The sequence below is a fragment of the Neoaquamicrobium microcysteis genome (assembly GCF_008180155.1).
GTDB lineage: Bacteria > Pseudomonadota > Alphaproteobacteria > Rhizobiales > Rhizobiaceae > Aerobium > Aerobium microcysteis.
In genome coordinates this window covers 224,443-236,963 of sequence record NZ_VSZS01000065.1, presented here as the reverse complement: position 1 = coordinate 236,963, position 12,521 = coordinate 224,443, and the positions used below count along the sequence as shown (strand labels likewise).

General features: G+C 63.7%; 11 protein-coding genes and 1 tRNA gene. 4 read left to right on the top strand and 8 right to left on the bottom strand.

Features of this window, described 5'->3' with window-relative positions; genetic code table 11:
- Window positions 1-2: 2 nt before the first annotated feature.
- Complete coding sequence (locus FY036_RS16495) at window positions 3-449, bottom strand: iron-sulfur cluster assembly scaffold protein (RefSeq protein ID WP_148915831.1); 447 nt, start codon at window positions 447-449, stop codon at window positions 3-5.
- Between the two features lie 239 nt (window positions 450-688).
- Here FY036_RS16495 and folE point away from each other — a divergent pair, with 239 nt between their 5' ends.
- The 3 genes from folE to FY036_RS16480 all read left to right on the top strand — a co-directional run bounded on the left by folE (window position 689) and on the right by FY036_RS16480 (window position 2,867).
- Entirely contained in the window at window positions 689-1,357 is a 669-nt protein-coding gene (folE, locus tag FY036_RS16490) for a GTP cyclohydrolase I FolE (RefSeq protein WP_201744787.1), read from the top strand.
- A 10-nt stretch (window positions 1,358-1,367) separates the two neighbouring features.
- Entirely contained in the window at window positions 1,368-1,817 is a 450-nt protein-coding gene (hisI, locus tag FY036_RS16485; protein WP_148915830.1) for a phosphoribosyl-AMP cyclohydrolase, read from the top strand.
- Between the two features lie 87 nt (window positions 1,818-1,904).
- Window positions 1,905-2,867, top strand: a complete 963-nt coding sequence (locus tag FY036_RS16480; protein WP_148915963.1) for a patatin-like phospholipase family protein — start codon at window positions 1,905-1,907, stop codon at window positions 2,865-2,867.
- On the opposite strand, the gene recJ is transcribed toward FY036_RS16480, so the two are convergent.
- The 5 genes from recJ to FY036_RS16455 form a co-directional block, all read right to left on the bottom strand.
- The gene (gene recJ / locus FY036_RS16475) at window positions 2,864-4,645 is read right to left on the bottom strand and encodes a single-stranded-DNA-specific exonuclease RecJ (protein ID WP_148915829.1); all 1,782 of its coding nucleotides are present in this window, start codon (window positions 4,643-4,645) and stop codon (window positions 2,864-2,866) included. The two genes, FY036_RS16480 and recJ, sit on opposite strands and share 4 nt — an antisense overlap.
- 60 nt (window positions 4,646-4,705) lie before the next feature.
- A complete protein-coding gene (gene glpX, locus FY036_RS16470; protein WP_148915828.1) occupies window positions 4,706-5,683 on the bottom strand; it encodes a class II fructose-bisphosphatase in 978 nt (325 codons plus the stop codon).
- Window positions 5,684-5,808: 125 nt separating this feature from the next.
- Window positions 5,809-7,122 (bottom strand): homoserine dehydrogenase, encoded by a 1,314-nt coding sequence (locus FY036_RS16465; RefSeq protein ID WP_148915827.1) that lies wholly within the window; start codon window positions 7,120-7,122, stop codon window positions 5,809-5,811.
- Window positions 7,123-7,167: 45 nt separating this feature from the next.
- On the bottom strand, window positions 7,168-8,385 hold the full coding sequence (locus FY036_RS16460) for an LL-diaminopimelate aminotransferase (protein ID WP_148915826.1): 1,218 nt from the start codon (window positions 8,383-8,385) through the stop codon (window positions 7,168-7,170).
- A gap of 70 nt (window positions 8,386-8,455) precedes the next feature.
- Window positions 8,456-8,845: a hypothetical protein gene (locus FY036_RS16455; protein ID WP_148915825.1), complete on the bottom strand. Its 390-nt coding sequence runs from the start codon at window positions 8,843-8,845 to the stop codon at window positions 8,456-8,458.
- Between the two features lie 114 nt (window positions 8,846-8,959).
- Here FY036_RS16455 and phaC point away from each other — a divergent pair, with 114 nt between their 5' ends.
- A complete protein-coding gene (phaC, locus tag FY036_RS16450; RefSeq protein WP_148915824.1) occupies window positions 8,960-10,792 on the top strand; it encodes a class I poly(R)-hydroxyalkanoic acid synthase in 1,833 nt (610 codons plus the stop codon).
- A 78-nt stretch (window positions 10,793-10,870) separates the two neighbouring features.
- On the opposite strand, the gene tig is transcribed toward phaC, so the two are convergent.
- Together tig and FY036_RS16440 are read right to left on the bottom strand one after the other, a co-directional pair.
- Window positions 10,871-12,349, bottom strand: a complete 1,479-nt coding sequence (gene tig, locus FY036_RS16445; protein ID WP_148915823.1) for a trigger factor — start codon at window positions 12,347-12,349, stop codon at window positions 10,871-10,873.
- An 80-nt stretch (window positions 12,350-12,429) separates the two neighbouring features.
- Window positions 12,430-12,514 (bottom strand) — tRNA-Leu (locus FY036_RS16440).
- Between the last annotated feature and the right edge of the window lie 7 nt (window positions 12,515-12,521).

Here is a 12,521-nt window from a genome sequence, read left to right as displayed (position 1 = left end):
GTTCACGCCGCCGCTTCGGCGCGCTTCTTCTCGATCTGCCCGATGGCGTCGACCACCGCGTCGAAGGTGAGCATGGTGGAGGCGTGGCGTGCCTTGTAGTCGCGGACGGGCTCCAGATATTTCAGATCCTCGAAGCGGCCGTTCGGCGGCGCGCCGTTCTCCTTGAGCATCCGGAGCATGGTATCGCGCACCGAACGCAACTCGGCCGCCGTGGCGCCGACGACATGCTGCGCCATGATCGAAGAGGACGCCTGCCCCAATGCGCAGGCTTTCACGTCATGGGCGAAATCGGTAACCACATCGCCATCCATGCGAATGTCGACGACCACGGTTGAGCCACACAACTTGGAATGGGCCGTGGCGGTCGCATCGGGGTTTTCCAGACGGCCGATGCGCGCGATGTTTCCGGCAAAGCCCAGAATTTTCGCGTTGTAGACATCGTTTATCATGGTTTTCCGCTTTCAGGGCGCGCGAAGAGGATGGTTTGCCGCTTCCGCGTCTTCCAATCGTCGTACGGCCACATATATAATGGCGTGACCCTGCCGGCCACAAGCCGGGCAAAACGCCCGCGGCCTCAGGGGGAATGCACGCCGCTTCCGGAACGTTCAGATGAAGCTGAAAATCCGCGAAAGGCTGTGGTCCGTTCAACTCGTCCCTTCGTAGAAAGGGACTACGGGAGACGCCTTTCATGGATGCCGTCGTGAAGAACTTTCCGCCGCGCCCGGACAATACGCAGCCTGCTGCGCCGGCCAAACCAGACTATATGGAAAAGCCGGTCACCGACCGCCCCAGCCAGGCCGAGGTCGAAGCCGCCGTTCGCACACTGTTGCGCTGGACCGGTGACAGCCCTGACCGCGAAGGTCTGGTCGATACGCCCAAGCGCGTGGCCAAAGCCTACCGCGAGATGTTCTCGGGCTACGACCAGTGCCCGGCAGACGAACTCGGCCGCACCTTCGAGGAGGTCGAGGGCTACGACGACATGGTGCTGGTGCGAGACATCACGTTTCACTCGCACTGCGAGCACCATATGGTGCCCATCATCGGCAAGGCGCATGTGGCGTACCTGCCGGACGGCAAGGTCGTGGGCCTGTCCAAGATCGCGCGCACCGTGGATATCTTCGCGCATCGCCTCCAGACGCAGGAAGCGATGACGGCGCAGATCGCCGGCGTGATACAGGACGTGTTGAACCCGCGCGGCGTGGCCGTGATGCTTGAAGCCGAGCACATGTGCATGGCGATGCGCGGCATCCGCAAGCAGGGCTCGACCACGTTGACGACCACGTTCACGGGCACGTTCAAGGATCATCCGGAAGAGCAGGCCCGCTTCATGATGATGGTTCGCGGCTTCCCGGCCTGATTGCTTCCACATGAACTTCGCCTCCCCGCCCCAGGACAAGGCCGCGCTCGAAGAGGGCGCGGCATTCACGCCGCGTTTCGACCGCGATGGCCTCATCACGGCCGTCGTGACGGACGCCGGCGACGGTGCGTTGCTGATGGTCGCGCACATGAATACCGACGCCCTGTCGCTCACCATGGAAACCGGTATCGCCCACTTCTGGTCACGTTCCCGAGGGAAGCTGTGGAAGAAGGGTGAGACATCGGGGAACGTTCAGCGCGTCCTAGAACTAAAGACGGACTGCGATCAGGATGTTGTCTGGCTGAAAGTGGAAGTAGCCGGGCATGATGCAACCTGTCACACTGGGCGGCGTTCCTGCTTTTACAGGACGGTCAGGTTCGAGGATGGGAATGTGGCTTTGGTCATGGATGGCGACACGGCGCGTTTCGACCCCGCCGAAGTCTATGCGGACAAGGCCTGAACCAGCACCTTCCGCCTCTCCTCAGAGATTCATCATTTCGATACGACCCGCGGCGTATAAGTCGTTCGGGGATAGGGAGTATGTATGATGCTCGAATGGGCGTCGCTGCGTAGCAGGCACGAAGGGGGGAACGGTGGAGACCTTCCCGCCGAGCCGGTAATTTTGGAGCCGAAGCCTGTCAAGAAGTCCGGCATCTCGTTGGCACTTGGCGGCGGCGCGGCGCGCGGTTGGGCGCATATCGGCGTGCTGCGTGCCCTCGACGAGGCCGGCATCCAGATCGACATGATCGCCGGCACCTCCATCGGAGCGCTCGTCGGCGGCTGCTATCTTGCCGGCAAGCTGGACGAACTGGAAGAATTCGCAAGATCGCTGACGAAGCGCCGCATGTTCGGCTTGCTCGACCTGCATCTCGGCGGCAACGGACTGTTCGGCGGCATGAAGCTGACTGCGCGGATGCAGCAGCATATGGCGGGCATCACCTTTGCCGATCTTCCCAAGCCGTTCGTCTGCGTTGCAGCCGAAATCCGCACCGGCCACGAAATCTGGCTGTCCAGCGGCTCGCTGATTACGGCCATGCGCGCTTCCTACGCCCTGCCAGGCGTGTTCGAACCGGTCGCCTGCAACAAGCGGGTGCTGGTGGACGGCGCACTGGTCAACCCGGTTCCGGTTTCAGTCTGCCGCGCGCACGAGCAGCCGCTGGTCGTGGCCGTGAACCTGCACTACGACCTGTTCGGCCGCGCCGCCGTAATCAAGCACAGCGCCGATGGTCCCGAGGCCGGCGATAACGAACTGGTGGTCGACAAGGGGCCGAGCGAGCGCGAGGCGCGCCTCGGCATAACCGGCGTCATGGTCGAGGCCTTCAACATCATCCAGGACCGCATCTCGCGAGCTCGCATGGCCGGCGATCCGCCAGACCTGTCGCTGCTGCCGAAACTCGGCCACATCGGCCTTACCGAGTTCCACCGCGCGGACGAGGCGATCCGCCTCGGTTATGAGGTGACCAAGGCGCAGCTCGGCGAACTCGAACGTCTGCAAACCGTACTCGGCTAAGCCAAAGCCGCGTCGACGACCCTGAACTGCACCGAGCGGGTGCCGTTCCACCAATTCGATGAGACGCTTCCGGCTACGTGAACCGTGCGTCCACGACTGGCGAACAGGAAATTGCCGAGGTCTGTGTCGGCCGCGCGGAACGCCATCGCCTGAAGTCGCGAGCCCGTCTGCGAGCGCAAATCCACACGAATGTGATTGACGCCGACCTGACGGGCATCAGCCAGCGTATGGCGCGGCAGCACCAGCAATGGCTGCGCATGCCCCGCGCCAAATGGCCCCGCACTTTCCAGCGCATCCAGCAGATCGAAGGTCGCGCCATCGGCTGAGAGCGCCGCGTCGATCTCCAGCGTTTCTTCGTGGCGAAGCCGGGAAATTTCGTCCTGCGCCCACTCTTCGAAAAACGCGCGGAGTTCGCCGAGCTTCGGCTTTTCAACCGTGATGCCGGCCGCCATCGCGTGGCCGCCGCCCTTAACGAGCAGGCCGCGTTCTACCCCTTCCCGAACCATCCGGCCGAGGTCGAAACCAGCGATCGACCGGCCGGAGCCGGACCCGACGCCGTTGGCGTTGAACGCGATGGCGAAGGCCGGTCGACGAGCGTGTTCCTTCAGCCGCGCGGCGAGCAGGCCGACAACGCCTGGATGCCAGCTTTCACGGGCGGTGACGATAATGGCCGGGCCATCTCCTACGACAAGTTCCGCATCGGCTTCGGCGCGGGCTTCCTCAAGCATGACCTGCTCTATCGCCTGCCGCTCCTGGTTCAGCGTGTCCAATCGCTCTGCGATCGTGCGCGCTTCGACCGGGTCGTCCGTGGCCAGAAGCCGGCTACCCAGCGCGGCATCGCCGATACGTCCGCCGGCGTTGATGCGAGGGCCGAGAATGAAGCTGAGATGGTAGGGGTTGAGGGGCTCGCCGATGCGCGAGACCCGTGCAAGCGCGGCCAGTCCCGCGTTGCCGAGCCGTCGCATCGCAACGAGCCCTTTCACCACAAAGGCGCGATTGACGCCGACAAGCGGCACCACATCGCACACGGTCGCAAGCGCGACGAGGTCGAGCCAGCCGAGCAGGTCCGGAGCCTTGCCGGCATAGCCGCGCTCGCGCAGCAGGCTCACGGTTCGCACAAGCGTGACGAAGACGACGCCAGCCGCACACAGATGACCCTGCCCGGAAAGGTCGTCCTCGCGGTTGGGATTGACCACGGCGACGGCGGCGGGCAGCGCGCCGCCGACTTGATGGTGGTCGAGCACGACGACCTGCGCTCCGGCCTCGTTCGCCGCATCCACAGACGCGGCGCTGTTGGTGCCGCAATCGACCGTGACGATCAGCTGTGCGCCGCGCGAAACCAGATCGCGCATCGCATCCGGGTTGGGTCCGTAGCCCTCGAAGATGCGGTCCGGGATGTATATCTCGGCCTCGACGCCATAGTGGTCGAAGAACCGCTTCATCAGCGCGGCGGACGAGGCGCCGTCCACGTCGTAGTCGCCGAATATGGCGGCCTTCTCGCCCCGCATCACCGCTTCGGCGATGCGTGCGGCGGCCTTGTCCATGTCCGTCAGGGAGAGCGGGTCGGGCAGAAGATCGCGAATCGTCGGATCGAGGAACCGCATCGCGTCGTCTTGCGCCACGCCGCGCCCCGCCAGAACCCGAGCGACGATGTCCGGCACGCCGTGGCTCTGGCGGATGGCGAGCGCAACGTTCTCCTGCCGCTGGTCGAGCCTGTGCGTCCAAGCAAGGCCCCGCGCCGACTTGCGCACGTCGAGAAAATAGCGCCGTTCCGTCATGCCCGCTCCGCGTTCATCGCACCAACCTAGGCGCAATCGCGGCTGTTGCCAAAGCCGGGATCAGAACTTGTCCAGATCCTGATGGCGCGCCTTGATCTCGCGCACCGTGCCGGAGGACGAACGCATGACGATCGTATGGGTCTGGATCGAATCGCGGCCAAACTTGACGCCGGCGAGCATGTTGCCGTCGGTCACGCCGGTTGCCGCGAAAAGCACATCGCCTCGCGCCATCTCCTCCATCGCGTAGACCTTGTTGGGGTCGGCGATGCCCATCTTGGCTGCGCGTGCAACCTTGTCGTCCGTGTTGAGCTGGAGACGTCCCTGCATCTGACCGCCGATGCATCGCAGGGCCGCCGCCGCAAGAACGCCTTCCGGCGCGCCACCTGTCCCAAGATAGATGTCGATGCCGGTCTCGTCGGGATCAGTGGTGTGGATCACGCCAGCGACGTCGCCGTCGCCTATGAGTCGAATCGAGGCGCCCGTCGCGCGCACGGCCTCGATAAGGCGCGCGTGGCGCGGCCGGTCGAGAATGCAGGCCGTGATCTCCGAGACAGGCACGCCCTTGGCCTTGGCGAGGTTTTCGATATTCTCGACAGCCGGCGCGTCGATATCGACCACACCCTTGGGATAGCCCGGCCCGATCGCCAGCTTGTCCATGTAGACGTCGGGCGCGTAGAGCAGGCTGCCCTTCTCGGCGATGGCGATGACGGCCAGCGAGTTCGGCAGGTTCTTGGCGCAGATGGTTGTGCCTTCCAGCGGATCGAGCGCGATATCCACGCCGGGGCCGTCGCCGGTGCCGACCTCCTCGCCGATATAGAGCATTGGGGCCTCGTCGCGCTCGCCCTCGCCGATGACGACCGTGCCGGCAATCGGCAGGCGGTTCAGTTCGGAGCGCATCGCGTCGACTGCTACCTGATCCGCCGCCTTCTCATCGCCCCGGCCGCGAAGCCTGGCGGCTGCAACCGCCGCGCGCTCGGTGACGCGCACCAGCTCGAGAGTCAGAATGCGATCGAGACCGGACGAGGCGGTTTTGGCCATTTGGGATGTTCCTGCTTGAAGGCTTTGGCGCGGGTATGCATCTCTTCTGGCAAAGACGGCGCGGGGCCGCAAGGGTCCAACAGACGCGCGCAACCACATCAATCGATTGAATGTTTTGGCAGGCCCTACGCGGCGCGCTCGATGCGGATGACCTGCGGCTTGTCGAGCAGATGGCCGTCGCTTGTGATGCCATCGACGGCCTTGCGAACGGCTGCCTCCGTCGTCTCGTGCGTGACGAGGATGACGGTCTTCTGCACCTCGGAACTGGCACCGTTGGCGTGCTGGACGATGGATTCGAGCGAAATGTCGTTGTCGGCCATGCGCCTTGCGATGGCAGCGAACACGCCTGTGCGGTCATGAACCGTGAGGCGGATGAAATAGCCGCCCTCGTGGCTGCGCATCTGCGCGCGCTTGTAGGGCGAGAGCTCCTTGACCGGTCGGCCGAAGACCGGCCCGTGCTGGAATCCGGGACGGCTTTTGGCTATGTCTGCGACGTCGCCGACCACGGCCGACGCCGTCGCATTGCCGCCGGCGCCAGGGCCGGAAAGCAGCAGCTCGCCAAGAATGTCCGTCTCGACCGCCACGGCATTGGTGACGCCGTGCACCTGCGCGATCACCGAGGCGGTCGGGACCATAGTGGGGTGCACCCTCTGCTCGATGCCGCTCTCGGTGCGCTGGGCCACACCCAGCAGCTTGATGCGATATCCCAGTTCGGCCGCCGCGCGGATATCGGCCTGCGTGATGTTCGAGATGCCTTCCATGTAGATATCGTCGGCTGCGATGCGGCTGCCGAAGGCCAGGCTGGTCAGGATTGCGAGCTTGTGGGCGGTATCATGCCCTTCGATGTCGAATGTGGGATCGGCCTCGGCGTATCCGAGGCGCTGCGCGTCGGCCAGACATTCCTCGAACGAGATGCCCTCGGCTTCCATCCGGGTGAGGATGTAGTTGCAGGTGCCGTTGAGGATGCCGAAGACACGGCTGACGGTGTTGCCGGCCATCGCCTCGCGCATGGTCTTGATGACCGGGATGCCGCCGGCCACCGCGGCCTCATAGTTCAACAAAACGCCCTTCTGCTCGGCGATGTCCGCGAGCGCCAGTCCGTGCTTGGCCAGCAATGCCTTGTTGGCGGTGACGACGTGACGGCCGGCCTCGAGCGCGGTCTTCACGCAGTCGAGCGCCGCCCCTTCATCGCCGCCGATGAGTTCCACGAAGACGTCGATGCCGTCCCAGCCCGCAAGCTCCACCGGATCGTCGAACCACTGCGCAGCGGAAAGATCGACGCCACGATCGCGAGCCCTTTCACGCGCGGAAACGCCGGAAACGACGATGGGGCGGCCGCACTGGCGGGTAAGCTCAGCCGCCTTGTCGGCCAATACGCGGGCAACGCTCGCGCCAACCGTCCCCAGTCCGGCAATTCCAACACGCAATGCTTCGCTCATGCCCCCGGCGTCCCTCGTAATGCGGTAATAATGAAAGTCGTTTGCTCAGCGGCGCGCGCTGAGCGGAATGACATTGTCGGGCGTCTCGCCGGCGGTGCCGAGGAAACGCTTGATGTTGCGCGCGGCCTGGCGGATGCGGTGCTCGTTTTCTACCAACGCGATACGCACGAAATCGTCGCCATGCTCGCCGAAGCCGACGCCCGGCGCGACCGCGACATCCGCCTTCTCGACCAGCAGCTTGGAAAACTCAAGCGAGCCCAGATGCCGGAAGGCCTCGGGGATCGGAGCCCAGGCGAACATCGTCGCGGCCGGCGCGGGTATCGCCCAGCCGGCCCGCGCGAAGGCGTCCACCATCACGTCGCGACGGCGGTGATAGACCGCCCTCACCTCAGCGACGTCCGCGCCGTCGCCGTTGAGCGCGGCAGTCGCAGCAACCTGGATCGGCGTGAAGGCGCCGTAGTCGAGATACGATTTCACGCGGGTCAGCGCGGCGATCAGCCGTTCGTTGCCGACGGCAAAGCCCATGCGCCAGCCGGGCATGGAGAACGTCTTCGACATGGACGTGAACTCGACCGCGATGTCGATCGCGCCCGGCACCTGCAGGATCGACGGTGGCGGGGTGCCGTCGAAATAGATCTCGGAATAGGCCAGATCCGACAGGATGATGATGTCGTTCTTCTTCGCGTAGGCGACCACATCCTTGTAGAAATCGAGCGATGCCACGTGCGCTGTCGGGTTCGACGGGTAGTTCATGATCAGCGCGAGAGGCTTGGGAATCGAGTGCTTCACCGCGCGTTCCAGCGCCGGTATGAAGCCGCCGTCCGGCTCCACCTGCATGGAGCGGATGACACCGCCGGACATGATGAAGCCGAAGGCGTGGATCGGATAGGTCGGGTTCGGACACAGGATCACGTCGCCCGGCGCGGTGATCGCCTGCGCCATGTTGGCGAACCCTTCCTTGGAGCCCAGCGTGGCGACGATCTGCGTATCGGGGTTGAGCTTCACGCCGAAGCGTCGGGCGTAATAGGCAGCCTGCGCGCGCCTCAGCCCAGGAATGCCCCGCGAGGACGAGTAGCGGTGCGTGCGCGGATCGCGCACCACATCGACCAGCTTGTCCACGATAGCCTTTGGGGTCGGAAGGTCGGGATTGCCCATGCCGAGGTCGATGATGTCTGCCCCGTTGGCCCGCGCGGTCGCCTTCAGACGGTTGACCTGCTCGAAGACGTAAGGCGGAAGCCTGCGGACCTTGTGAAACTCTTCCATTGGAAATCCCGTCGCGAATGGGCTGTTCGGTGGCGGGCTATACACCCGATTGAAGGCACGGTCGATAGAGTCACTCGCCTTCAATTTCTGCGAGCGCCTCCTCGGCATGGCTGCGCGCCAGCCGGCGCAACTCGTTGCTCGTGTCGCGCACGTTGCCGCCGCCCTGGCTCGCGACCTGGGCCCTGCGCTCGCGCAGTGTCGCGGCCGTGTCGCGGCGCTGCTGCGGCGTGATCTGCGCGGCGGCCGGCGTCGGGATGATGTTCAGGTTCGGATAGTTGCCTGGCTGGCCGAACGCCGGCTGCTGCGTTTCCTGAAATGCAGCAGGCTGGCCGGCGACTTGATTGCCGGCAACAGGGGCCAGATCCTCGATGTTGGTGGTGGAGCAGGCGGCCAACGCCAGCGCAAGAACCACCGGCGCGATGCGCAGCGCGAAAAGTTCAGCTTCACGTCGCCTTGTCATCGTTCCACCTTATGGCGCGTCTACCGGATGTGTCTGGTGCGGACCAACGGTATGCGGCCTACTGGTCCCATGGTATTGTGTCAACAAAACGCCCCAGGAGGACGAACGCTCAGCATGGCAACACGGGACGATTCGGGCAACGGCCGAGCCAGGCCACATTCGTCGGTAGAGCAATATCTGGTCAAGGATCCGGAGCAGTTTGCCGTCAACATTGCCCGCGCCGTAGAGGAAGCGGGCAAGGCCGCAGCAGCATGGACCGCGCCGCGCGAGAAGGGCGAGGTTCGCGACACCATGGCTGAGCCGATGACCGACATGGTCAAGACCTTCTCGAAGCTGACCGAATACTGGCTGTCCGACCCCGCCCGCGCGCTGGAGGCCCAGACCAGGCTGTTCTCCGGCTACATGGACGTGTGGACTAACGCGATCCAGCGCATGGGCGACAGCGAGATCGAGGATGCCGTGAAGCCGGAGAAGGGCGACAAGCGCTTTCAGGACCCTGAATGGGGCCAGAACGCGTTCTTTGATTTCCTCAAGCAGGCCTATCTGGTGACCTCGCGCTGGGCGGGCGACCTCGTCGAGCACGCTGAGGGGCTGGACGAGCATACGCGCCACAAGGCGCAGTTCTACGTCAAGCAGATCACGCAGGCGATCTCGCCGTCCAACTTTCTTCTGACCAACCCGGAAATCTTCCGCGAGACGATGGCGTCGAACGGAGAGAACCTCGTGCGCGGCATGAAGATGCTGGCCGAGGACATCGCTGCCGGGCACGGCGACCTCAAGCTGCGGCAAGCCGACAACACCAGCTTCGAGGTCGGCAAGAACATCGCCACGACACCGGGCAAGGTGATCGCGCGCAGCGAGGTGGCCGAGATCATCCAGTACGAGCCGTCGACAGACAAGGTGCTGAAGCGGCCGCTTCTGATCTGCCCGCCCTGGATCAACAAATTCTACATTCTCGATCTCAACCCGGAGAAATCGTTCATTCGCTGGGCCGTCGCACAGGGCCATTCGGTGTTCGTCATCTCCTGGGTCAACCCGGACAGCCGCCATGGACGCAAGGACTGGGAAGCCTATATCCGCGAGGGAATTCAGTTCGCGCTCGACACGGTCGAGGACGCGACGGGCGAGCGCGAGGTGAATGCCATCGGCTACTGCGTTGGTGGCACCCTGCTTGCGGCGGCTCTGGCGCTTTTCGCAAAGGAAGGCGACGACCGCATCAAATCGGTCACCTTCTTCACCACGCAGGTGGATTTCACCTATGCCGGGGATCTCAAGGTTTTTGTCGATGAAGATCAGATCGCAGCGCTAGAGCGCTCCATGGAGGGCAAAGGCTACTTGGATGGCACCAAGATGGCGACCGCTTTCAACATGTTGCGCGCGGGCGACCTGATCTGGCCCTACGTCGTCAACAACTACATGCGCGGCAAGGACCCGATGCCGTTCGATCTGCTTTACTGGAACTCCGATTCCACGCGAATGAGCGCGGCCAACCACTCCTTCTACCTGCGCAACTGCTATCTGGAGAACAACCTCATACGCGGCCGGATGAAGCTTGCGGGACGCAACCTGTCACTGGGCGACGTGAGCATTCCCGTCTACAACCTCGCTGCGCGCGAGGACCACATCGCGCCGGCGCGTTCGGTGTTTCTCGGATGCCGCTATTTCGGCGGCGACGTGGACTATGTGATGGCCGGATCGGGCCACATCGCAGGTGTGGTCAACCCGCCGTCGGCGAAGAAATACCAGCACTGGACGGGCGGCAAGCCGGAAGGCGACTTCGAGGAATGGGTCGCCAAGGCGACCGAGAACCCCGGCTCGTGGTGGCCTCACTGGCAGAAATGGATCGAGAAGCAGGACGCTGCTACCACAAAACCGCGCAAGCCAGGTGGCAACAAGTTCAACGCACTGGCCGACGCGCCCGGCGACTATGTGCGGGTGCGGGTTTAGCTCCAGCCTCGACAGGCCGATAAAAGCAGAAAAGGCCGCCCGGAGGCGGCCTTTCTTGTATTCGGTGACGGGAACCGATTACTCGGCGTCCTTGTCCTTGGCGGCAGCCTTCTTCTTGGGCGCGGCCTTCTTCTTTTCGCCATCGGCGGCGTCGTCGGCATCCTTGGCCTTGGAAGCGGCCTTCTTGGCAGGCTTCTTCTCGGTCTTTGCCGTCTCTTCCTCGTCGTCGGCCAGAAGTTCGTCCTTCGAGACTTTCTTGTCGTCAACGGAGATCACGCCAAGCAGGTGGTCGACCACCTTCTCTTCAAACAGCGGCGCGCGGATGTTGGCAAGCGCCTGCGGGTTCTGGCGGTAGAAGTCGTAGACCTGCTGCTGCTGGCTCTGCGGCACACGACGGATCTGCTCGAACAGCGAGCGCTGAAGCTCGTCGTCGGTGACCTGGACACCGGCCTTCTCGCCGATGTCCGCCAGCACGAGGCCCAGACGCACGCGGCGTTCGGCAAGGCGCTGGTATTCGGCACGCGCCTCTTCCTCGGTAGTCTCTTCGTCTTCGAAGCTACGGCCGGCCTGAGCGAGATCGGCATTCACCTGAGCCCAGATGTTGTTGAACTCGGCCTCGACCAGCTTGGAAGGAGCCTCAAATTTGTAGGCCTCGTCCAGAGCATCGAGCAGCTGGCGCTTGGCCTTCTGGCGGGTGACCGAGCCGAACTGGCTCTCGATCTGGCCGCGAACGATCTCGCGCAGCTTGTCGGCGCTTTCCAGACCGAGCTGCTTGGCGACTTCGTCATTGATCTCGAGCTTACCGGGAGCCGCAATCGCCTTGACCTTGATGTCGAAGGTAGCTTCCTTGCCGGCCAGATGGGCGGCTGGGTACTGCTCGGGGAACGTGACGGTGATGGTCGACTCGTCGCCTTCCTTCACGCCTACCAGTTGCTCCTCGAAGCCCGGAATGAACTGGTTTGAGCCCAGAACCAGATCGGAATCCTCGGCAGCGCCGCCCTCGAAGGGCTCGCCGTCGATCTTGCCCAGATAGTCGAAGGTCACGCGGTCGCCATTGGCGGCCTTGCCCTTCTTGGGCTCGTAGGTGCGCGCGGAATCGGCGACACGCTCGACCTGCTCTTCGACTTCCTTCTCGGGAACGTCATAGACCAGACGGGTAATCTTGATGGACGAAAGGTCCTTTTCCTCGATGGGCGGCAGCACCTCGTAGTCGAGCGAGAACTCGAAGTCCGCGTTGCCGGCGAGGATCTTCTCGGCTTCCTTCTCGTCCTCGGTCATGGTGACCTCGGGCTGCATCGCGGCCTTCTCGCCGCGATCGTCGAGGATCGAACGCGAGGAATCCGACAGAATCTCGTTCACGACCTCAGCCATGAACGACTTGCCGTACATCTTGCGCAGGTGCTGCATCGGCACCTTGCCGGGACGGAAGCCGTTGATCCTGACCTTGTCCTTGGCCGAGACAAGCCGCTCCATGAGCCTGGCTTCCATGTCCTTGGCCGGAACGGTCACCTTGATCTGACGCTTCAGCCCATTGTTGAGCGTTTCGGTTACCTGCATCTCAAAACCTTTGTCTTCATCAACGCCGCCGGTCGGCATCTTGCCGTCCTGACCGCTGTAAACCTCTCCGGGGAGTGGATTGGTGCGGGTGGAGGGACTTGAACCCCCATGCCGTGAGGCGCTTGGACCTAAACCAAGTGTGTCTGCCAATTCCACCACACCCGCTTCCGGG

Coding starts and splice junctions, on each gene's coding strand:
- FY036_RS16495 (WP_148915831.1), bottom strand. CDS start 449: ATGATAAACGATGTCTACAACGCGAAAATTCTGGGCTTTGCCGGAAAC.
- folE (WP_201744787.1), top strand. CDS start 689: ATGGATGCCGTCGTGAAGAACTTTCCGCCGCGCCCGGACAATACGCAG.
- hisI (WP_148915830.1), top strand. CDS start 1,368: ATGAACTTCGCCTCCCCGCCCCAGGACAAGGCCGCGCTCGAAGAGGGC.
- FY036_RS16480 (WP_148915963.1), top strand. CDS start 1,905: ATGCTCGAATGGGCGTCGCTGCGTAGCAGGCACGAAGGGGGGAACGGT.
- recJ (WP_148915829.1), bottom strand. CDS start 4,645: ATGACGGAACGGCGCTATTTTCTCGACGTGCGCAAGTCGGCGCGGGGC.
- glpX (WP_148915828.1), bottom strand. CDS start 5,683: ATGGCCAAAACCGCCTCGTCCGGTCTCGATCGCATTCTGACTCTCGAG.
- FY036_RS16465 (WP_148915827.1), bottom strand. CDS start 7,122: ATGAGCGAAGCATTGCGTGTTGGAATTGCCGGACTGGGGACGGTTGGC.
- FY036_RS16460 (WP_148915826.1), bottom strand. CDS start 8,385: ATGGAAGAGTTTCACAAGGTCCGCAGGCTTCCGCCTTACGTCTTCGAG.
- FY036_RS16455 (WP_148915825.1), bottom strand. CDS start 8,845: ATGACAAGGCGACGTGAAGCTGAACTTTTCGCGCTGCGCATCGCGCCG.
- phaC (WP_148915824.1), top strand. CDS start 8,960: ATGGCAACACGGGACGATTCGGGCAACGGCCGAGCCAGGCCACATTCG.
- tig (WP_148915823.1), bottom strand. CDS start 12,349: ATGCAGGTAACCGAAACGCTCAACAATGGGCTGAAGCGTCAGATCAAG.